Below are 20,963 nucleotides of genomic sequence, written 5' to 3' on the forward strand. Positions count from 1 at the left end.
GGTGCTTTCCAGCACCGGCCCCTTCGTCATGCTCGCGTGCGGTTACGACAGCTGGCCGTCGTAGTCGGGCAGCTTGTACGTCGTCTCGGCGTGGCCGCCCGAGAGGTCGGTGGCGCTGTTGCCGATGTTCGCGATGATCGTGTAGCCCTTGTTCTCGATGTCGACGCGCTGGGCGGTCTTGTAGGCGGCGACGTCCTTGAAGAGGTCGAGGAAGCCGCGCACGTAGAGGCCGGAGACCTGGTAGCCGACGTACTTGAGGTTGTAGTCGGTCACCCCGGCGATGATGCCCGGGCGGGCGGTGACGAAGAACAGCGAGACGCCGTGCTCCTGGGCGTACTTGGCGACGTCGAGGACCGGCTTGTTGGCCGGCTGGGGGTAGCTGAAGCCGAAGTCGGTCTCCAGGGTGGTGTTGTCGATGTCGAAGACGATCGCCTGCTTCTCGCCGGTCTTGGCGGCGGCGATGCGCTTCTTCAGGGCCGGCAGGGCCTGGTCCATCACGGCCTGGCAGTCCTGCTGCCAGGTTGCGTAGTCGACGTCCTCCGCGGCCGCTGCGGTGGACGCGGTGGCGACGGCGGAGGTGCCGGTGGCCGTCGCGGCCTGGGCGCCGGCCGGGACGGCCAGCGCCGTGACGGCTGCGGTCGCCACGGCGGTCATGGCTATGCGGCGCGTCCAGGTGCCTCGGGTCATGTGTGGGGTCCTCTCGCGTCCATGCACTGCGGGTGTCGTGGGCATGCTGATCGACCGGAGTGGCCTGAGGGGAACCAGCGGGTTACTGGACGGTAGATGCGGATGAGAGCCCGATCACAGACCCGTGCAGGTGATCGTGACCGGGGTCACAACTCGCGTGTGGGGCGGGGGAGTAGTCGCCGTCACATTCCGAAGTCCCTTGAGGTGGGCGGCCGGTGACAAGCCGCACAGGCGATTTGGTGCCTACTAAGCCGGATAGTCACACGCTGAATCTGGGCAAAAAGGACAATCGATCTGGGGCGTCGGGCCCCGCTCCCGCCTCCGGCATGGATCGGTGTCGGAGGTGTCCGGAAAGTGCGACCTGTCAAGGGATGGGAAGTTTTGTGCTGAAGTACTAGCTTCCGTCGTAGATCACACGTTTGGGGGTCTGTGGGCCTGGGGGTTACCAAGGGATGGCCACTGCGGCAGAGGTCGTGCCGGGTGGTTTCTTCTGTCCCCGTCCCCATGAGGTCTTCATGTTCAAGCGCGTCACGTTCCGTTCTTCCCGTACGTCCCTGCTCCGCACCCGCGTGGCCGTAGGGGTCGCCGCAGTGGGCGCCTCGGCCGTGCTGGGAACCGGAGTGGCGTCCGCCGCCGCCCCTGCCGCAGCGCCCGCCGCCAAGACGGCCGTCTCCGCCGCTTCCTGGATCGACCCGGTGAAGAAGTACACGCTGTCCGCCAGCTTCGCCCAGGCCGGCGGCATGTGGCAGTCCACCCACAGCGGTCAGGACTTCGCCGTGCCGAGCGGCACCAAGGTCATGGCCGCGCACGGCGGCACCGTCGTCAAGGCCGGCGGCAACGGCGCCGGTGACGGCCCGGCCTACGGCAACGCCATCGTGATCAAGCACGCGAACGGCGTCTACTCGCAGTACGCCCACCTCTCGCACATCAACGTGAAGGTCGGCCAGGTCGTCAAGACGGGTCAGAAGATCGCGCTGTCCGGCAACACCGGCAACTCCAGCGGTCCGCACCTGCACTTCGAGATCCGTACGACCGCGAACTACGGCTCGGCGATAGACCCGGTGAAGTTCCTGAACTCCAAGGGCGTGAAGGTCTGACGCTGATGTGATCAGGCGCCGTGGTGCGCCTGCGTCACCAGCCCCATGGCGACCTCGAGGACGGCTGCACGCTTGTCCTCGGGGTCGCCTTCGAGGTCCTGCAGGAAGAACATGCCGGCGTGCAGCGTGAAGATGGCGCTCACGCAGCGCACCTGGTCGGTCAGGGGGGCGTCCGGATCGATGATGATGTCGCGCAGGCTGCGCATGCGGTCCTTGAACGAGTCGCCGATCTGGAGTTCCCGCACCGTCGCCTGGTTCTCCTGCATGAAGCGGAAGAGCGGGGCCGCCTCGGACAGGGCCTTGCTGTAGCGCCGTACGAGCTCGTGCTTGGTCTCCAGGGTGTGCGGCTGGCCCTTGCCCCACTCGATCAGGTCTTCGATCGGCTTCGTGAGATCCGTGAAGATCCCGACGATGATCTCTTCCTTGGTCTTGAAGTGGTAGTACAGGGCCGCCTTGGTGACCTCCAAGCGCTCCGCGATCTCGCGGAGGGAGGTCTTCTCGTAGCCCTGCTCGGCGAAGAGTTCGAGTGCCACGTCCTGGATGCGCTGGCGGGTGTTGCCGCGCCGCTGCTGCTTGGTGCCGTCCATGGTGACGTCCATCCTCGTACTCCTTGGGCTCCCGCGGAAACTTACTTGCCGTCCGGCTAGTTCGCCCCCAGAAACTTACTTGACGACCGGCTAGTGACAGGTCTACCTTCCCCAGTGTAGTGAACTAGCCGGGCGGCAAGTAAGTAGCCGGTCGGGGTTGTACCCAGGGGAGTGGGGAAGATGGCGGACACACAGACAGTCGAGACCGGGGCGGAGAAGCAGCCCAAGAGCGTGCGGGTCGTCCTGCTCGCGCTGATGATCACGATGATGCTCGCGATGCTCGACAACATGATCGTGGGCACGGCGATGCCGACGATCGTCGGCGAACTCGGCGGACTCGAACACCTTTCGTGGGTGGTGACCGCGTACACCCTCGCGACCGCGGCCTCCACCCCGATCTGGGGCAAGCTCGGCGACATGTACGGGCGCAAGGGCGCCTTCATGACGTCGATCGTGATCTTCCTGATCGGGTCCGCGCTGAGCGGCATGGCCCAGAACATGGGCGAACTGATCGGCTTCCGCGCGATCCAGGGCCTCGGCGCGGGCGGTCTGATGGTCGGTGTCATGGCGATCATCGGCGACCTGATCCCGCCGCGGGAGCGCGGCAAGTACCAGGGCATGATGGCCGGCGTCATGGCGCTCGCGATGATCGGCGGCCCGCTGGTCGGCGGCACCATCACCGACAACTGGGGCTGGCGCTGGTCCTTCTACATCAACCTGCCGCTCGGCGTGGTGTCGCTCGCGCTCATCAGCGCCGTCCTGCACCTGCCGAAGAAGCGGTCGCAGTCGCGGATCGACTACCTGGGCGCCGTCCTGCTGACCGTCGGCATCACCTCCATCGTCCTCGTCACCACCTGGGGCGGCACGGAGTACGCCTGGACGTCCGCGCGGATCATGGAACTCATCGGGATCGGCGTCGCCTCGCTCATCGGGTTCGTGTTCTGGCAGACCAAGGCGACCGAGCCGATCGTGCCGCTGCACATCTTCCGCAGCCGCAACTTCACCCTGATGTCGATCATCGGCTTCGTCACCGGCTTCGTGATGTTCGGCGCGACGCTCTTCCTGCCGCTGTACCAGCAGTCGGTGCAGGGCGCCTCGGCGACCAACTCCGGTCTGCTGCTCCTGCCGATGCTCGGCGCCATGCTGGTCACCTCGATGGTGGCCGGTCGGGTTACCACGAACAGCGGTAAGTACAAGGTCTTCCCGGTCGTCGGCAGCGTCCTGATGGTCATCGGCCTGTATCTGCTGTCGACGATGGACACCGGGACCAGCCGTTTCACCTCCGGTGTGTTCATGGCCGTGGTCGGCCTCGGCATGGGCTGCCTGATGCAGATCACGATGCTGGTCGCGCAGAACAGCGTCGAACTGAAGGACATGGGCGTCGCCTCCTCGTCCACCACCCTGTTCCGTACGCTCGGGTCCTCCTTCGGCGTGGCGATCATGGGCGCGCTGTTCAACAACCGGGTCCAGGACGTCATGTCCGAGCGGGCCGGCGAGATCGGCTCGAAGATCACCGAACAGTCCGCGCAGTTGGACGCGGCCAGCCTGGCCAAGCTGCCCGCGGTGGCCCGGGAGGCCTACCAGCACGCGGTGTCGTCCGGCACGCACTCGGCGTTCCTGCTGGGTGCCGTGGTGGCGGTGGTCGCGCTGGTGGCGGCCGTGTTCGTGAAGGAAGTGCCGCTCAAGGGCGCGGGACCGCAGAAGGCGGACGAGCCGACCGACGGTGCAGCCGCTGTGCAGTCGCCGATGGTCGAGGTCTGACCTTGCGCGGTCCGGCGTGACGTAGCTCGCGCAGTCCGCGCAGTCCGCGCAGTCCGCACGGTTCGACTGCACGCCGCCCCTCACAGCGACCGAAGGCCTCCCGGTGGTGTCCGCCCCGGGGGGCCTTCTCCGTTCGGTTGCTGGTTGCTGGTTGCTGGTGGCAGGGCGCCGGTAGCCGGGAGGGCAGGGGAGGGCCGGGGCTGGAGCCACAGGCTGTTGCGCGGCACCCTCAACGGGCCGGCCGCAGGCCCCCGGCGAACCCACGACGGGCCCCAGGGCTCAGCACGCCATCTGCAGGCCCCCGGGCTAGGCACCCCTTCGCCCCCGCAAGCCCCACCGTCGGCCCCGCAAGCCCCCACGCCCGGCCCTGCAATCCCCGGCCCCGGCCCCGGCGAGTCCAGCCCCCGGATCCCGGTCCGGGCGAGTGCAGCCCCCGGATCCCGGCCCCGGGCCAGGCGGACCATGCCCGGGCCCCGCAAGCCTCACCCCCGGCCCTGCAATCCCCGGCCCCGGCTCCGCAAGCCTCACCCCCGGTCCCGGTCCAACCCCCGGTCCCGGCCCCGGTGAGTCCAGCCCCCCCCGGATCCCGGTCCCCGGAAAGTCCAGCCAGCCCCCGCCCCGCGCGTTCGCCGGCCTCAAGGTCTCATCGGGTAGCTTCCCGTGTTGGTCGGGGCGTGTTCGGGGAGCCAGAGGACGGCGACCGCGCCCTCGGCCGGTATGTGGTCCGGGGCTCCCGCGGGGCGTACGTTGCGGAAGGTCAGCCGGGCGCCCAGGACACGGGCCTGGCCCGCCGCGATGGTGAGGCCGAGCCCGTGGCCGTGCCCGGCGCGGTCGGCGCTGCCGGTGCGGAAGCGGCTCGGCCCCTCGGCGAGCAGGTCCCCGGGGAAACCGGGGCCGTGGTCGCGGACCCGGATGACCCGGCCCTCGACGGTGACCTGGATGGGCGGTTTGCCGTGCCGGGCGGCGTTGGCCAGCAGGTTGAACAGCACGCGTTCCAGGCGACGGGGGTCGGTCGTCACCATCGACTCGTGCACCACCCGTACCTCGACGTCCGGGTCCTTGGCCGCCACCCGCCGGGCCACGAACTCGCCCAGCAGGATGTCCTGCAGTTCGGCGCGCTCCGAGGCCCCGTCGAGACGGGCCACCTCCAGGACGTCCTCCACCAGGGTGCGCATGGCCTTCGCCCGGTCCAGGACCAGCTCCGTCGGTCGGCCCGGCGGCAGCAGCTCGGCGGCTGTCAGCAGGCCCGTCACCGGGGTGCGCAGCTCGTGCGCGATGTCGGCGGTGACCCGGCGCTCGGCCTCCAGCCGCTCCTGCAGCGTGTCCGCCATGGCGTCCACCGCGCTCGCCAGGTCGTCGGTCTCGTCGCGCACGACCCCGCCGATGGCGTCCCGTACCCGGACCTCCGACTCGCCCTTGGCGACCTGGTTGGCCGCGGCCGCGGCCTTGCGCAGTCGCCGTGAGAGCTGTCCGCCGATGAGCACGCCGAGTGCACTGCCGCCGAGGACGGTCGCGATGGAGCCGATCACCAGCGCCTGGTCGAGATCCTTGAGGATGTCCGTGCTGCGGTCGGTGAATCCGGTGTGCAGGGACAGCACATGGCCGTCCTTGACCGGCACGGCCGCCCAGATGTCCGGCTCACCGCCCGGGCGGTCGGAGACGAACGTGGCCCGGCGGCCCTCCCGGACCTTCTCCCGCAGGGCCTGCGGCAGCCTGGAGTCGTCGATCTTGATGTTGGGGAAGTTCGGCCGGCCCGAGTGCTCGTAGTTGCTCTGGGCGATCACGATGCGCTCGTCGGCGAGGTCGCGTGCGTTGTCCAGCATGGACACGCGCGCGGCGTTGTGCACGACCAGGCTGAGCGCGATCGCCACCAGCGCGCCGACCAGCGCGATCGCCGCGCTCAGCTTCCACCGCAGGCCCGTACGGATGCCGATGCGCTCCGTGCGAGCCGGCCTCAGGTGCCGGATCATCCCCCGCATACTCCCGTCCCCGCCCCTGCCCTTGCCCCGCTCAGGCCTTCAACTTGTAGCCGAAGCCGCGGACCGTCTCGATGCGGTCCTGGCCGATCTTCGTCCGCAGTCGCTGCACATGGACGTCGACGACGCGGGTGTCACCGCCCCAGCCGTAGTCCCACACCCGCTCCAGCAGCTTGTCGCGCGAGAGAACCGTGCCCGGAGCGGAGGAGAACTCGAGCAGCAGGCGCATCTCGGTCGGGGTCAGCGCCACCGGCTGCCCGGCCCGGCGCACCTCCATGCCCTCCGTGTCGACCTCCAGATCACCGAAGGTCAGCACGCCACCGGCGGCGGAGGCGTCGGACTCGGCGCGGTCGCCGCCGCCCGCATGACCGAAGCGGCGCAGGACGGCGCGGATCCGGGCGACCAGTACGGCGCCGTCGAACGGCTTGGTCACATAGTCGTCGGCGCCGGCCTCCAGGCCCAGGACGACGTCGATGGAGTCGGCGCGCGCCGACAGCATGATCACCGGCACCGTGGACTCGTCCCGGATGCGCCGGCACAGGCTCACGCCGTCCAGGCCGGGCACCATGACGTCCAGCAGCGCGATGTCGGGGCGGTCTGCGCGGAACGCCTCCAGGCCCGACAGGCCGTCGGGCATCGCGGTGACCACGAAGCCGTCCCGCTCGAGGGCGAGCTGGGTGGCCTCGCGGATGACGTCGTCGTCCTCGACGAACAGGACGTGGGTCTGGTCTGCCATCCCGGTGCTCTCAGTTCTCGTATGCGTATGCGTTCTCGTGTGCGTGTACGTCGTCAGTCTGGAGGGTGTCTGGCGGGCGTCTGTCGGCGTGCTGTCGAGGGCGCCCACTGGGTGGACGCGTGGAGCGCGGCGAGCGTTCATTTCCTCGTGCGTTCCCGTCGTCCCCCGCCCTGTCCTTGCTCCTCCGCCCGGTCCGATCCTGTCCGTCCTTGCCCGTCCATCCATTGGTCGGAACGAGCGGCCCGATCGGTTCACGCCGGCGGGAAGTTTTTTCGGGCGAGGATGTCCGGGCAGGTCAGCCGGTCTCCGGCACCGGCGTCGGCTCGTCGCCGACGCTGCTGTAGTCGTTGTGCCAACTGAACTGCTTGACGAAGCGGCCCGACGCCCAGCGGTACGTGATCACGTTCTCACCGGACGGGCTGGAGACCGGGTCGCCCTTCGCGTACACCTGCTTCGACACCACCAGGTCGCCCCGGTCTATCTCCGCGTAGACCGGGGGCTCCTCGGCCTGGAACACGTTCTCGTAGCCGTCGCCGTCCTCGCGGTAGACGTAGGAGCCGACTCCGACGCCGTCACCGCAGGTGAGCACGTTGACGATGAGGTCGTGGCCGGAGCCGCCGGTGAGGTCCCCGTAGGCGACGTCGACCGGGTACTCGTCGCCGATGCAGGGCGTCAGCTCGCGCTTGACCTCCGCCGAGACCTCGGGGTCGTCCTTGACGAGCTGGACCGCGTTCGTCCGGTCGGGGAGGGCGGTGGGGGCGACCGTCGGCGAGGCCGTCGCGCCCGCCACCGCGTCGGAGTGGGCCGGGCCCTCGTCACGGGCGCCGGTGCCGCCGGTGGCGCAGGCGGAGACGAAAAGGGCGAGGGCGGCGAGCACGGACATCGCCGTGATCGCCGCCTGGATGGTGCCTCGGGCCGGTGTGGGCCCGGCCTCTGTCAGGCCGCCGCGCAACGCTCCCGCTCCTCACGCTCCAGCGCGCGTGCGTCCAGATCGCGGGCTTCCAGCTCCTCGCGGAGCCGGGCGAGCGCCCGGTGCAGCGTGCTCTTGACCGTTCCGGCCGACATGCCGAGGGCGGCGGCCGTCTCCTCCGTGGACATCTGCTCCCAGTGTCGCAGCACCACGACGCTGCGCTGCTTCGGTGCCAGGACCTTCATCGCGTCCATCAGCAGGGCGCGGTCCGCGTGCTGCTCGGTGGAGTCGTCCACACAGGCGTCCGGGAGCTGCTCGGTCGGCACTTCCTCGAGCTTGCGGGCCCGCCACCACTCGGTCCGCGTGTTGATCATGACTCGGCGCAGATAGGCGTCCGCGAGCCGCTTGTCCGCGATCCCGTCCCAGCGACCGTACGTCCGGGCCAGCGCGGTCTGCAGCAGGTCCTGCGCGTCGACCGGGTCCGGGACCAGCCGCCGGGCGCTCCGCAGCAGCGCGTCCTGCCGCGTGCGGACGTATTCCTCGAACTCGAGCACGTCGCCCTGCGCCATGGTCAACCGCCTCCGATTCCCCGTTCCGACGGACGGTCGCCGTCGGTTCACTGCCCTGTGGTCTGTAGCCCGCGTCTCTCTGCCGGGTACGCAAATGAAGCTACGGAGGTGTTGTCACGGGGCTGTCCGAAGCAGCCTGCGGCCAGCGCTCAGCTGTCCGTCGGTTGTGTAACGGAAATGAGTTCGGGGTAGAGAAGTCGGCCGAATGGCCTGTCTATGGGCCGATTTGTACGGCCGCCGGGCGTGACATAAGCCCGGCGGCGACCGTGACGAAGCCGTGTGTCTGTGAAATGACCGTGCGTCAGGTCCGTGCCGACGTCCGTGTCAGGGGCCGTCGTACGGGCCGTAGGTCAGGTCAACGGCAGGCGGTACAGCCCGCCCGGCAGCGGCTCCACCAGTCCGTCCGCGACGAGCCCGTCCAGCGCACGCGCGCGTTGCACCGGTTCGTGCCACACGCGGTCGAGGGCCGCCTGCGGCACGGGCGTGTGCGCGTCCCGCAGGACGGCGAGCAGCTTGCCCCTGACCTGGCGGTCGGTGCCGGCGTACGTCTGGCCGCGGCGCGGCGGGCCGTCGTGCGCCGGCTTGCCCGCGAGCCGCCAGGCGCACTGCGCGGCGATCGGGCAGCGCACGCACGTCTCGTTCTTGGCCGTGCAGACGAGCGCCCCGAGTTCCATGGACGCGGCGGCCCAGCGCGCGGCGGTCGGCTCGTCGTCCGGCAGCAGGGCACGGGCCAGCTTGCGCTCGGCGGCCGTGGTGGCGTTCGGCGGGTACTGCACGCCCGTGACGGCGCGCGCGAAGACACGGCGGACGTTGGTGTCCAGGACGGCGTGCCGCTGGCCGTACGCGAAGGAGGCGACGGCCGCGGCCGTGTACTCGCCGATCCCGGGCAGCGCGAGGAGCTGTGCGTGGTCCGACGGCACGTCGCCGCCGTGCCGTTCCGTTATCGCCGCCGCGGCGCCGTGCAGCCGCAGGGCGCGGCGCGGGTAGCCGAGCCGCCCCCACGCGCGTACGGCCTCGCCGGGGGCCTCCTCGGCCAGGTCGGCGGGGCGCGGCCAGCGGGCGAGCCACTGCTCGTAGACCGGCAGGACGCGGTTGACCGGCGTCTGCTGGAGCATGAACTCGCTGACCATCACACCCCACGCGCCGGCGTCCGGGCGCCGCCAGGGCAGGTCGCGGGCGTGGTCGTCGAACCAGTCGATCACCGGGGAGTGCAGGTCCGCTCCGGGGGCGTCGGCGACGACGTCGGCGCGGGCGGGGCTGCTGTGCGGGGGCTTCGTGGGCGCAGTCATGGCCCTTCCGATCCTGCCATGCGCACCGGGGCACGCGCGCGTACCGCCACCCGACCGGGTATCGGTGCCGGAGCCGTGCCGAGGGCCCTTCACGCGTGCGTGCCGTGGCCATGGCCAGAGCTGCAACGGGTGCGATGGCCAACGAGCGGCGACCGAGCGATGGCCGGGCGGCGACCGCGCGGGCCGAAGTCGAGTACGGGAGAGGTGGTTTCCGGAATGATGATCCGGAAAAGTTGTCCTTCTGGCGGCGGGTGGGGCCAGCGAACGCGACGATCTCTCGTACAGTTTGCGCCGTGGGATCTCTGCGCAATCCGGTCGGTCCGCTCCCCTCCTCCATCTACTGGCGACGGAGGGTCGTACTGCTGTCCGTGTTCGCCCTGTTGGCGCTGCTGATCCTGTGGGTGGTGACCTCGGGCGGAGGCGGCGGCAAGACCAGCGCGAACGGGGGCAACGGCAAGAATCCCGCGTCCTCGATCACGCCGGGACCGACCGGCTCCGGGCCCGCGATCAGCCAAAACCCGGGCGGGCGCGACGAGTCGAGCGAAGGCGCGACCAGCGGGTCCGGCTCCGGGTCGGACTCGGGCGACGGCAGCGGCTCCGGTGGCTCGGACGGCGGCTCGACGGGCTCCGGCAGCACCGACGACGGCGCCAACGGCAGCGACAGTGGCGGCGGCAGCGGTACGGGGACGACGCTTCCGGCCGGGACGACACTGCCCAACTGCACCGCCAGCGTGGTGACGTTGACCCTGAGCAGCGTCCGCAACGACTACTCGCCGGACGAGACCCCCACCTTCCAACTGACCGCGAAGAACAGCTCGACCAGCGACTGCAAGGTCGATCTCGGGCCGAAGAACGCGGTGTTGACGATCACCCAGGCGGGCGGCGAAGACGACTACTGGTCGTCCGCGGACTGCCCCAAGGCGACCGGGAGCATGCTGTACCGGGTGCCGGCCGGGGACAGCATCACGTACCTCGTGAAGTGGGACCGCAAGCCGAGTGCGCCGGAGTGCGCGACCCCTCCGGCGGGCGCGGCCGGCGCGGGTACGTACCTGGTCGAGGCGAAGGCCCCGGGGTTTGCAAAGGCGCAGTCGTCCTTCGTGCTGAAGGACGACTAGGACGACCAACGCGACCAGGGCATGGACAGAGACGGCTGGCGTCTTGAAGGACGACTGACGCGTCCGTCTAGACGTACCGCTCCAGGATCGACGACTCCGCGAGCCGGGACAGGCCCTCGCGGACGCTCCGGGCCCGCGCCTCGCCCACTCCCTCCACCGTCTGGAGGTCGTCGACGCTCGCGGCGAGGAGCTTCTGGAGGCCGCCGAAGTGCTCGACGAGGCGGTCGATGATGGCGCCCGGGAGGCGAGGCACCTTCGCCAGGAGCCGGAAGCCGCGCGGGGAGACCGCCGTGTCGAGGGCCTCGGGGGAGCCGGTGTAGCCCAACGCGCGGGCCACCGTGGACAGTTCGAGGAGTTCGGCGTGGGTGAGCGCGTTCAGCTCGTACAGCGCCTCGTCGACCGTGCGGGAACGCTTGGCCGTGGGCTCGGGGACGTAGTCCCGGACCACCAGCTCGCGCTCCGGCTCCACGCCGGCGATCAACTCGTCGAGCTGGAGGGCGAGCAGTCGCCCGTCCGTGCCCAGTTCGACCACGTATTCGGCGATTTCGGTGGCGATGCGGCGTACCATCTCCAGGCGCTGGGCCACCGCGGAGACGTCCCGGACCGTCACCAGGTCCTCGATCTCCAGCGCTGACAACGTTCCCGCGACCTCGTCCAGACGGAGCTTGTAGCGCTCCAGGGTGGCCAGCGCCTGGTTCGCGCGGGACAGGATCGCCGCGGAGTCCTCCAGGACGCGGCGCTGTCCGTCGACGTACAGGGCGATCAGACGCATGGACTGGGAGACCGAGACGACCGGGTAGCCGACCTGCTTGCTGACCCGGTCCGCCGTACGGTGCCGGGTGCCCGTCTCCTCCGTGGGGATCGTGGGGTCCGGCACCAGTTGGACACCGGCCCGGAGGATCTTCGACAGGTCGGAGGAGACCACGATGCCGCCGTCGAGCTTGCACAGCTCACGCAGGCGCGTGGCCGCGAACTCCACGTCCAGGACGAACCCGCCCGTGCACATCGCCTCGACCGTCTTGTCGGAGCCCAGCACGATGAGCCCGCCGGTGTTGCCGCGCAGGATGCGCTCCAGGCCGTCGCGCAGGGCCGTGCCGGGAGCCACCGCGCTCAGCGCGGCGCGCATCAGGCCGTCGGCACCGGAACTCCCACCGGACTTTCCGGGAGCCGAAGCCCGGTCGTTGGCTGCCACTGCACTCCTCCGGTCACAGGGTCTGGGCGTCCCCGTTTCGCGTACTCGTTTCGCACGGACGGGCGAGACCAGGGCAAAGTCTACCGGCGGTCCTCCGTCTCCCGTGGGGCGTCTCGGCGACGGGAGCGCGGCAGGACCCGCAGGGCGTCCCCCATGTCCGCGACTTCCAGCACCTTCATGCCCGCGGGGATCTTGCCGGGATCGCCCGGCACGAGCGCGTGGGTGAAGCCCAGACGGTGGGCTTCGGCGAGCCTGCGCTGGACGCCCGTGACCCGTCTGACCTCGCCCGCGAGGCCGACTTCGCCGATCGCGACGAGGTTCTTGGGCAGCGGGGTGTCGCTCGCGGCGGAGGCCAGCGCGAGGGCGATCGCCAGGTCCGCGGCGGGCTCCGACAGCTTCACTCCGCCGACCGTCGCCGAGTAGATGTCCCGCTTGCCCAGCGCGCTGATCCGCCCGCGCTGCTCCAGAACGGCCAGCATCATCGAGACACGGGAGGTCTCCAGGCCGGACGTCGTACGGCGGGGCGAGGGGATCTGGGAGTCGACGGTGAGGGCCTGCACCTCGGCGACCAGCGGGCGACGGCCCTCCAGGGTGACCGTCAGACAGGTGCCCGGGACCGGTTCGTCACGACGGGTCAGGAAGAGTCCGCTCGGGTCGGCCAGGCCCGTGATGCCCTCGTCGTGCAGTTCGAAGCAGCCGACCTCGTCGGTGGCGCCGTAGCGGTTCTTCACACCCCGCACCAGACGCAGGCGCGCGTGCCGGTCGCCTTCGAACGACAGGACGACGTCCACCAGGTGTTCGAGGAGGCGGGGGCCGGCGATCGCGCCGTCCTTTGTGACATGGCCCACCAGGAGCGTGGACATGCCGCGTTCCTTGGAGGCGCGGATCAGTGCGCCCGCGACCTCGCGGACCTGGGCCATGCCGCCCGGCGCGCCGTCGATCTCGGGGGAGGCCACCGTCTGCACGGAGTCCACGATCAGCAGGGACGGCTTCACCGCGTCCAAGTGGCCGAGGACGGCCGCCAGATCCGTCTCCGCGGCCAGGTACAGGTTGTCGTCGATGGCGCGGATCCGGTCGGCGCGCAGCCGGACCTGGGACGCCGACTCCTCGCCCGTGACATAGAGCGTGCGGTGTTCGTCACTCGCCGACTTGGCCGCCACGTCCAGCAGCAGGGTCGACTTGCCGACGCCCGGCTCGCCGGCCAGGAGCACGACCGCGCCGGGGACGAGCCCGCCGCCCAGGACGCGGTCCAGCTCGGGCACGCCGGTGGGGCGGGCGGTGGCCTGCCGCCCGTCGACCTGGCCGATGGGCACGGCGGAGGTGGTGACGCGGCCCGGCGCCGTTGTGCGGACCGCGGGCGCGCCGTACTCCTCGACCGTCCCCCAGGCCTGGCACTCGGGGCAGCGGCCGAGCCACTTTGCCGTCTGCCAGCCGCATTCCGTGCAGCGGTAGGACGGGCGGTCCTTGGTGGTCTTCGTACGGGTGGCCATGGGGAAACCGTAACCGCCGACACTGACAGCCGGACGCGCCTGTGGACAACCGGGCTTCAACCGGACCCCCGGCCGCTCCCGCGAGAACGAGCACCCCCTGTGAATCAGCCACACCCCGTCACGAACGAGCCATGGGACCCCCCTTCCCTGTCCCCTTATGAGGGATCGTTTCACCCGTACGGATTAAAAGGACTCAAGGGACAAGAAGACCCCCTTCCGCGCCGCCTACGGTCGCACGGGTGATGAGCAGCAGCCCGGAAACCTCGACCCGCACGACCGGCGCACACCGGGCGCACCGGGAGGCGCGCGACGGCGCTGCGGCGCGCACGCTCGCGCAGCGGCCGCCCGCGCGCTACGAGCCCTACCTTGACGGTCTGTTCACCTACTGCCTGTCCGTCCTGTGCGACCACGACGCGGCCACCGCCGCTCTCGGGGACGCCCTCTCCTTCGCCGAGCGACGCGGCCAGCGCCTCCCGGACGCCGCGGGCGACCGCCGGGCCTGGCTGTACGCCTTGGCCCGCTGGGCCTGTCTGCGCAGACTCACCGAGGCCAAGCAGAAACGTCAGAGCACGCACGCGGCACGACGCAGCGGCGGGCGCCGGCCACCGGCCCCGAACCCCGCACCGCCCGTCACGTCCGCTTCCGACGAGGCCCAGGAGCAGCAGCGCCGTGGAGAACTCGCCCTGCTCGCCTGGCCGGAGGCCGCCGGCACCACCCCGGAACAGCGCGAGGCGCTGGAACTCGCCGTACGCCACCACCTTGCCGCCCATGAGGTCGCCGCCGTCCTCGGCAAGGATCTCGCCGCCGCCCGCGAGCTGCTCGCCTCCGCCGCCTGCGAGGTCGAACGCACGCGCGCGGCGCTCGCCGTCGTCGAGACCGGCGGCTGTCCCGGTGTGGTCCGCCTCACGGGCGAGAACCAGCTCGTGCTCAGTGCCGCGCTGCGCCGTGAACTCGTCCGGCACGTCGACGACTGTCCGCGCTGCCGCCGGGCCGCCGAACGCGCCGTCCCGGGCCGCTGGCCCGGCACCGGTGTCACCCCCGCCGAGCTGCCCGTCCTGGAAGCGCCGCGCGCGCAGCTGCACGTCGCCATGGCCCACGTCACCCGCGCGCGGGGCGCAGCCGTGCCGCGCTACGACCGGCGTGGGTTCCCGATGGACCCCAAGGACCGCGCCGCCCGCCGGGAGCGCCTACGCGCGCGTGCCGTGACGACGACCGTCGTCGCCACCGTCGTCGCCGCTCCCGTGCTGGCCCTGTGGGCGGCCTACCGCGGCACGCCGACGGGGGAGGGCGCCGAGGGACGCTCGGCCACCGCCAGTGAGGCGCAGGGTCCCGGCGGCCTCGACGGCGAGACGGCCGGCGGCTACGAGAACGCCGGGAACGCCAGCACCCGCCCCGGCAGCCGTTTCACCAAGGACGACGAACCGGACGTCTCGGTGGAGGTCATCAGCGTCACGGGACTCGGCAGGAGCGCCTCCGGCCGGCTCTCCGTGACGGCCGACCACAGTGGCGACACCACCCTCATCACCCTGAGCGCGCCCCCGGACGGCGACGAGCCGGTCCGCTGGTCGGCCGCCACCGCGGACCACTGGCTCTACCTGAGCCGCTCCACCGGCGCCCTGAAGCCCGGCGAGTCGGTGACGATCAAGGTGTACGTCGATCATCTGCGCGAGCCCGCCGGGCACTGGCACGCGCGCGTGGCGATCGCCCCGGCCGGCGCGGTCGTCTCCATCGAGGGCTACGGCACCGCCCCCGGCCCGTCGGACCCCGGCAACGGCCCCGGTCCGGGCCCCGGCGGCCCCGTCGACCCGCCCCCGTCCGGCGACCCCGTGCCGACTCCCACGCCCCCGTCCTCCCCGGATCCCACTCCGTCCGACCCGCCCCCTGCCACCGACCCGGAACCCACGCCCGGCGACCCGTCCCCGTCCGCCCCGGAGAGCCCGGCGCCGCCGCCCGCCGACAGCGACCCCCCGGGTCCGACAACGGCGTAGGCGTCCGGTCGCGGGCCGTGCGGGCTCAGCCGCGAGGGCCCGTCGGATCCGCCGGGTGCGGCGCCAGCAGCGGGAGCTGCGAGGCGAGGCGCTGCTCGCACAGCTCGACCAGGCGGTCGTAGCCGGCCTTGCCCATCAGCTCGGTCAGCTCCGGCCGGTAGGAGACGTACACCGGGTCGCCCGCGCCGTGCGCCGAGGTCGCCGACGTGCACCACCAGTGCAGGTCATGGCCGCCCGGACCCCAGCCCCGCCGGTCGTACTCGCCGATCGACACCTGCAGCACCCGGGTGTCGTCGGGCCGGTCGATCCAGTCGTACGTCCGGCGCACCGGAAGCTGCCAGCAGACGTCCGGCTTGGTCTCCAGCGGCTCGCGGCCCTCCTTGACGGCGAGGATGTGCAGCGAGCAGCCCGCGCCGCCCGCGAAGCCGGGGCGGTTCTGGAAGATGCACGAGCCGTTGAACGGGCGGGTCTGGCGGGAGCCCTCGTCGTCCTCCGAGACCCAGCCGCCCAGCGTGCCCTCGGCGTGGTGCTGCCAGACGTCGGGGGTGAGCCTCGCCACATGCTCGGCGACGCGCTTCTCGTCGTCCTCGTCGGAGAAGTGGGCGCCCAGCGTGCAGCACCCGTCGTCCGCGCGGCCCGCCTGGATGCCCTGGCAGCCGCTGCCGAAGATGCAGTTCCAGCGTGAGGTCAGCCAGGTCAGATCGCACCGGAAGACCTGTTCGTCGTCCGCCGGGTCCGGAAACTCCACCCACGCGCGCGCGAAGTCGAGGCCCTTCTCGTCGGCGGCGAGCTCAGCGGTGAGCTCGGCAGCGGGCGCCGGCGCCTGAGCTGCCTGGGCCTTCTTCGACTTCTTCGGTGGCTTCACCGGCTTCGCCTGCGAAGAACCGCCGGTTGATTTGTCGGTTTTCGCCTTGTTCGTCTTTGGCACTTGTCCAGGGTAAGTCGCCAGGACCCCCTTCGGGGACGGTCGAGGGCGCTCCGGGCAGTAGCGTTTCCCAACATGAGACTCGGTGTCCTCGACGTGGGATCGAACACGGTGCATCTGCTGGTGGTGGACGCGCACCCGGGCGCGCGCCCGCTTCCCGCGCACTCGCACAAGGCGGAACTGCGCCTTGCCCAGCTGCTGGACGAGCACGGAGCGATCGGCTCCGACGGCGTGGACAAACTGATCAACGTCGTCCACGACGCGCTCCAGGCCGCCGAGGACAAGGGCGTCGAGGACCTGCTGCCGTTCGCGACCTCCGCCGTGCGCGAGGCCAGCAACGCCGACGACGTCCTCGCGCGCGTGCAGGCCGAGACGGGCGTCGAGCTCCAGGTCCTCACCGGCGCCGAGGAGGCCCGGCTCACCTTCCTCGCCGCCCGCCGCTGGTTCGGCTGGTCGGCCGGAAAGCTGCTGGTCCTGGACATCGGCGGCGGTTCCCTGGAGATCGCGTACGGCATGGACGAGGAGCCCGACAAGGCGGTGTCCCTGCCGCTCGGCGCAGGCCGCCTCACCGCGGGCTGGCTGCCCGGCGACCCGCCCGAACCCGACGACGTACGGGCCCTGCGCCGCCACGCCCGCGCGCAGATCGCCCGCACGGTCGGCGAGTTCAGCCGCTTCGGCGCCCCGGACCGGGTCGTCGCCACGTCGAAGACCTTCAAGCAGCTCGCCCGGATCGCGGGCGCCGCCCGCTCCACCGAGGGCGTCTACGCCCAGCGGGAGCTCAAGCGCGAGTCCCTGGAGGCCTGGGTGCCCCGTCTCGCGGGCATGACGGCCGCCCAGCGGGCCGAGCTGCCGGGCGTCTCCGAGGGCCGCGCCAACCAGCTTCTCGCGGGTGCGCTGGTCGCCGAGGGGGCGATGGACCTCTTCGGTATCGAAACGCTCGAGATATGCCCCTGGGCGCTCAGGGAAGGCGTGATCCTGCGCAAACTCGATCACATGGGTTCGGCGTAGGCGCAGCGAGGGGGCGCGGGGAGCGGCGCGGGCCACCGTGCGTGCGACCCGGGCGCGCCCGCACCCGCCCGTGGTGAACACCACAACGGCGAACAGGTGCCCGGCACCCACCCGACCGCACCCCGTAATCTGTCCCCCATGGCAGAGCCAGTCGTGCGGATTCCGGATGCGAAGGTCGCCCTGTCGACTGCCTCGGTCTATCCGGAGTCGACGGCGACGGCCTTCGAGATCGCCGCACGCCTCGGGTACGACGGCGTCGAGGTCATGGTCTGGAACGACCCCGTCAGCCAGGACGTCGACGCGCTGCGCCGGCTCAGCGACTACCACCGGATCCCGATCCTCGCCGTGCACGCCCCCTGTCTGCTCATCACGCAGCGGGTGTGGTCGACCGACCCGTGGATCAAGCTCCAGCGAGCCCGCGCGGCCGCGGAGAAGCTCGGCGCGAGCACGGTCGTCGTCCACCCGCCGTTCCGCTGGCAGCGCCAGTACGCGCGGGACTTCGTCACCGGCATCTGGCGGATGGCGGACGAGACGGACGTCCGGTTCGCCGTCGAGAACATGTACCCGTGGCGCTACCGCGACCGCGAGATGCTCGCGTACGCGCCGGACTGGGACGTCACGAAGGACGACTACCGGCACTTCACGATCGACCTCAGCCACGCCTCCACGGCCCGCACGGACGCGATGCAGATGATCGACCGTATGAGCGACCGTCTGGGCCATGTCCATCTCGCCGACGGAAACGGTTCCGCCAAGGACGAGCACATGGTCCCCGGCCGCGGCAACCAGCCCTGCGCCGAGCTGCTGGAACGGCTCGCGCTGACCGGCTTCGACGGGCATGTCGTCATCGAGGTCAACACGCGGCGCGCGATGTCCGGCGCCGAACGTGAGGCCGACCTGGCGGAGGCCCTGGCCTTCACCCGGCTGCACCTCGCCTCGGCATCCGGGGCGTCCGCGACCCCCGGAGCGAAGGTGCCCCGCCCATGACCGGCGTCACCGCCCGCAAACGCGGCCGGCCCCCTCGCACGGAGTCGGCGGACACCCGCGCCCACATCCTGACCGCCGCCCGCGAGGAGTTCTCCGAACACGGCTACGAGAAGACGTCCGTCCGCGGCATCGCGAAGGCGGCCGGCGTGGACGCGGCACTGGTGCACCACTACTTCGGCACCAAGGAGCAGGTCTTCGAAGCGGCCGTCGAGGTCGCCTTCGCGCCCGCGCTCGACGCGCCGGAAGCGATCCTCGACGCACCCGTGGACCAGGTCGGCGAGCGGCTCGCCCGCTTCGTCTTCGGCCTCTGGGAGAACCCCACCACCCGGAAGCCGCTGCTGGCGATCGTCCGCTCCGCCGTGAACAACGACACCGCCGCCGCCGTCTTCCGCCGCCTGGTCGCCGCGCAGCTGCTGCGCCGCATCGCCTCCCAGCTCGACCTGCCGGACGCCGAACTGCGCGCCGAACTGGCGGCGGCGCAGCTGGTGGGCTGCGCGATGCTGCGGTACGTCATCAAGGTGGAACCGCTGGCCTCGGCGGACCTGGAGCTGATCATCGCGCGCGTGGCGCCTGTCGTGCAGGGACACCTGACCGGGCCGTGAGACGCGGCCCGGGGGTGAGACGTTCGTCCCGGTATGTGGACAGCGGGTCCGACCCCTGGATGACCGGCGTACGCTCGTTTGCAGTCAGAAGTCTCTGATCGCAGTCTCTGAAGGAGCGAGCGACGATGCCCGAGCTGAGGTCCCGCACAGTCACCCACGGACGCAACATGGCGGGCGCCCGCGCCCTTATGCGCGCCTCCGGTGTACCCGGTGCGGACATCGGCCGGAAGCCGATCATCGCGGTGGCCAACAGCTTCACCGAGTTCGTGCCCGGCCACACCCACCTCCAGCCGGTGGGCCGCATCGTCAGCGAGGCCATCACCGCCGCCGGAGGCATCCCGCGCGAGTTCAACACCATCGCGGTCGACGACGGCATCGCGATGGGCCACGGCGGCATGCTCTACTCGCTCCCCTCCCGCGACCTCATCGCGGACTCGGTCGAGTACATGGTCGAGGCCCACTGCGCCGACGCCCTGATCTGCATCTCCAACTGCGACAAGATCACCCCGGGCATGCTCAACGCGGCCCTGCGCCTCAACATCCCGACGGTCTTCGTCTCCGGCGGCCCGATGGAGTCCGGCCGCGCCACGCTCGTCGACGGCACGGTCCGCACCCTCGACCTCGTCGACGCGATCTCCGACGCCGTCAACGACAAGATCTCGGACGAGGACATCCTCCGCATCGAGGAGAACGCCTGTCCGACCTGCGGCAGCTGTTCCGGCATGTTCACCGCCAACTCGATGAACTGCCTCGCGGAGGCCATCGGACTGGCCCTCCCCGGCAACGGCTCGGTCCTGGCCACGCACACGGCCCGTCGGGCGCTGTACGAGAACGCGGGCCGCACGGTGATGGACATCACCCGCCGCTACTACGAGCAGGACGACGAGACGGTCCTGCCCCGCAACGTCGCCACTTTCGCGGCCTTCCAGAACGCCATGGCCCTCGACATCGCGATGGGCGGCTCGACCAACACGATCCTGCACCTGCTGGCCGCGGCCCAGGAGGCGGGCGTCCCGTTCGACCTGGACGACATCAACGAGGTCTCGCGCCGCGTGCCGTGCCTGGCGAAGGTCGCGCCGAACGTCGCCAAGGACCGCACGTACTACATGGAGGACGTGCACCGGGCCGGCGGCATCCCCGCCCTCCTCGGCGAACTCCACCGCGCGGGCCTCCTCAACGAGGACGTGAACTCGGTTCACAGCTCGTCCCTCGCGGACTGGCTGAAGACCTGGGACGTGCGCGGCGGCTCGCCGTCGCCGGAGGCCCTGGAACTGTGGCACGCGGCGCCCGGCTGCGTCCGCTCCGCCGAGGCCTTCTCCCAGTCCGAGCGCTGGGAGGCCCTGGACCTGGACGCCGCCGGCGGCTGCATCCGCAGCGCCGAGCACGCGTACTCCAAGGACGGCGGCCTCGCGGTCCTGCGCGGCAACATCGCCGTCGACGGCTGCGTGGTCAAGACGGCCGGCGTGGACGAGTCGATCTGGACCTTCGAGGGTCCGGCGGTCGTCTGCGAGTCGCAGGAGGAGGCCGTCGAGAAGATCCTCAACAAGCAGGTGACGCACGGCGACGTCGTCGTCATCCGCTACGAGGGTCCCAAGGGCGGCCCCGGCATGCAGGAGATGCTCTACCCGACGTCCTTCCTCAAGGGCCGCGGCCTCGGCAAGACCTGCGCACTGATCACCGACGGCCGCTTCTCCGGCGGCACCTCGGGTCTGTCCATCGGCCACGCGTCCCCGGAGGCGGCCTCCGGCGGCACCATCGCCCTCGTCGAGGACGGCGACCGCATCCGCATCGACATCCCGGGCCGCACGATCGAACTCCTCGTCGACGACGCGGAACTGGCCCGGCGCGAGGCCGCTCTCGGCGGCGTCTACGCCCCGAAGAACCGCGAGCGCAAGGTGTCCGCCGCCCTGCGCGCCTACGCCGCGATGGCGACGAGCGCCGACAAGGGCGCGGTGCGGGACGTGTCGAAGCTCGGCTGAGCCCGATCGCCCCATAGCGCAGGGGCCGCCTTCCGCCGCAGCGGCGGGAGGCGGCCCCTGCGCAT

18 protein-coding genes are annotated in these 20,963 nt (G+C 71.1%); 8 read left to right on the top strand and 10 right to left on the bottom strand.

Annotated features, from left to right (window positions below):
- Positions 1-42: 42 nt before the first annotated feature.
- Positions 43-687: an HAD family acid phosphatase gene (locus tag ABZ725_RS13055; protein WP_351916030.1), complete on the bottom strand. Its 645-nt coding sequence runs from the start codon at positions 685-687 to the stop codon at positions 43-45.
- Between the two features lie 515 nt (positions 688-1,202).
- On the opposite strand from ABZ725_RS13055, the gene ABZ725_RS13060 reads away from it, so the two are divergent.
- Positions 1,203-1,784, top strand: a complete 582-nt coding sequence (locus ABZ725_RS13060) for a M23 family metallopeptidase (RefSeq protein ID WP_351916028.1) — start codon at positions 1,203-1,205, stop codon at positions 1,782-1,784.
- A gap of 11 nt (positions 1,785-1,795) precedes the next feature.
- Here the strand turns inward: ABZ725_RS13060 and ABZ725_RS13065 are convergent, their stop codons facing one another.
- The gene (locus ABZ725_RS13065; RefSeq protein ID WP_358802707.1) at positions 1,796-2,383 is read right to left on the bottom strand and encodes a TetR/AcrR family transcriptional regulator; all 588 of its coding nucleotides are present in this window, start codon (positions 2,381-2,383) and stop codon (positions 1,796-1,798) included.
- A 168-nt stretch (positions 2,384-2,551) separates the two neighbouring features.
- On the opposite strand from ABZ725_RS13065, the gene ABZ725_RS13070 reads away from it, so the two are divergent.
- Positions 2,552-4,132: an MDR family MFS transporter gene (locus ABZ725_RS13070; RefSeq protein ID WP_358802708.1), complete on the top strand. Its 1,581-nt coding sequence runs from the start codon at positions 2,552-2,554 to the stop codon at positions 4,130-4,132.
- 635 nt (positions 4,133-4,767) lie between these two features.
- On the opposite strand, the gene cseC is transcribed toward ABZ725_RS13070, so the two are convergent.
- The 5 genes from cseC to ABZ725_RS13095 all read right to left on the bottom strand — a co-directional run bounded on the left by cseC (position 4,768) and on the right by ABZ725_RS13095 (position 9,612).
- A complete protein-coding gene (gene cseC / locus ABZ725_RS13075; protein ID WP_358802709.1) occupies positions 4,768-6,111 on the bottom strand; it encodes a two-component system sensor histidine kinase CseC in 1,344 nt (447 codons plus the stop codon).
- Between the two features lie 31 nt (positions 6,112-6,142).
- Positions 6,143-6,844 carry a two-component system response regulator CseB gene (gene cseB / locus ABZ725_RS13080; protein WP_358802710.1) on the bottom strand — a complete coding sequence of 234 codons (702 nt, stop codon included), beginning with the start codon at positions 6,842-6,844 and terminating at the stop codon, positions 6,143-6,145.
- Positions 6,845-7,139: 295 nt separating this feature from the next.
- Positions 7,140-7,796 (bottom strand): hypothetical protein, encoded by a 657-nt coding sequence (locus ABZ725_RS13085; protein WP_358802711.1) that lies wholly within the window; start codon positions 7,794-7,796, stop codon positions 7,140-7,142.
- Positions 7,781-8,323 (bottom strand): SigE family RNA polymerase sigma factor, encoded by a 543-nt coding sequence (locus ABZ725_RS13090; protein WP_358802712.1) that lies wholly within the window; start codon positions 8,321-8,323, stop codon positions 7,781-7,783. Before ABZ725_RS13090 ends, ABZ725_RS13085 begins: the two co-directional genes overlap by 16 nt.
- Positions 8,324-8,673: 350 nt before the next feature.
- The gene (locus ABZ725_RS13095) at positions 8,674-9,612 is read right to left on the bottom strand and encodes an A/G-specific adenine glycosylase (RefSeq protein WP_358802713.1); all 939 of its coding nucleotides are present in this window, start codon (positions 9,610-9,612) and stop codon (positions 8,674-8,676) included.
- Positions 9,613-9,905: 293 nt separating this feature from the next.
- Here ABZ725_RS13095 and ABZ725_RS13100 point away from each other — a divergent pair, with 293 nt between their 5' ends.
- Positions 9,906-10,727, top strand: a complete 822-nt coding sequence (locus ABZ725_RS13100; protein WP_358802714.1) for a hypothetical protein — start codon at positions 9,906-9,908, stop codon at positions 10,725-10,727.
- Positions 10,728-10,794: 67 nt separating this feature from the next.
- Here ABZ725_RS13100 and disA read toward each other — a convergent pair whose 3' ends face one another.
- Both disA and radA read right to left on the bottom strand, forming a co-directional pair.
- Positions 10,795-11,919, bottom strand: coding sequence for a DNA integrity scanning diadenylate cyclase DisA (gene disA / locus ABZ725_RS13105; protein ID WP_351916010.1), 1,125 nt, complete (start codon positions 11,917-11,919; stop codon positions 10,795-10,797).
- 80 nt (positions 11,920-11,999) lie between these two features.
- Complete coding sequence (radA, locus tag ABZ725_RS13110) at positions 12,000-13,409, bottom strand: DNA repair protein RadA (protein ID WP_351916008.1); 1,410 nt, start codon at positions 13,407-13,409, stop codon at positions 12,000-12,002.
- A gap of 239 nt (positions 13,410-13,648) precedes the next feature.
- On the opposite strand from radA, the gene ABZ725_RS13115 reads away from it, so the two are divergent.
- Complete coding sequence (locus ABZ725_RS13115; RefSeq protein WP_358802715.1) at positions 13,649-15,397, top strand: hypothetical protein; 1,749 nt, start codon at positions 13,649-13,651, stop codon at positions 15,395-15,397.
- 25 nt (positions 15,398-15,422) lie between these two features.
- Here ABZ725_RS13115 and ABZ725_RS13120 read toward each other — a convergent pair whose 3' ends face one another.
- Entirely contained in the window at positions 15,423-16,325 is a 903-nt protein-coding gene (locus tag ABZ725_RS13120) for a hypothetical protein (protein WP_358802716.1), read from the bottom strand.
- A 72-nt stretch (positions 16,326-16,397) separates the two neighbouring features.
- Between ABZ725_RS13120 and ABZ725_RS13125 the strand changes: the two genes are divergently transcribed.
- The 4 genes from ABZ725_RS13125 to ilvD all read left to right on the top strand — a co-directional run bounded on the left by ABZ725_RS13125 (position 16,398) and on the right by ilvD (position 20,898).
- Complete coding sequence (locus ABZ725_RS13125) at positions 16,398-17,330, top strand: Ppx/GppA phosphatase family protein (protein ID WP_351916004.1); 933 nt, start codon at positions 16,398-16,400, stop codon at positions 17,328-17,330.
- Between the two features lie 138 nt (positions 17,331-17,468).
- Entirely contained in the window at positions 17,469-18,317 is an 849-nt protein-coding gene (locus ABZ725_RS13130) for a sugar phosphate isomerase/epimerase (RefSeq protein WP_358802717.1), read from the top strand.
- Entirely contained in the window at positions 18,314-18,919 is a 606-nt protein-coding gene (locus ABZ725_RS13135) for a TetR family transcriptional regulator (RefSeq protein WP_358802718.1), read from the top strand. Before ABZ725_RS13130 ends, ABZ725_RS13135 begins: the two co-directional genes overlap by 4 nt.
- Positions 18,920-19,044: 125 nt before the next feature.
- Positions 19,045-20,898 (top strand): dihydroxy-acid dehydratase, encoded by a 1,854-nt coding sequence (gene ilvD, locus ABZ725_RS13140; RefSeq protein ID WP_358802719.1) that lies wholly within the window; start codon positions 19,045-19,047, stop codon positions 20,896-20,898.
- The last annotated feature ends 65 nt before the right edge of the window (positions 20,899-20,963 follow it).

This window comes from Streptomyces sp. NPDC006872 (assembly GCF_040635845.1).
Taxonomy (GTDB): Bacteria; Actinomycetota; Actinomycetes; order Streptomycetales; family Streptomycetaceae; genus Streptomyces.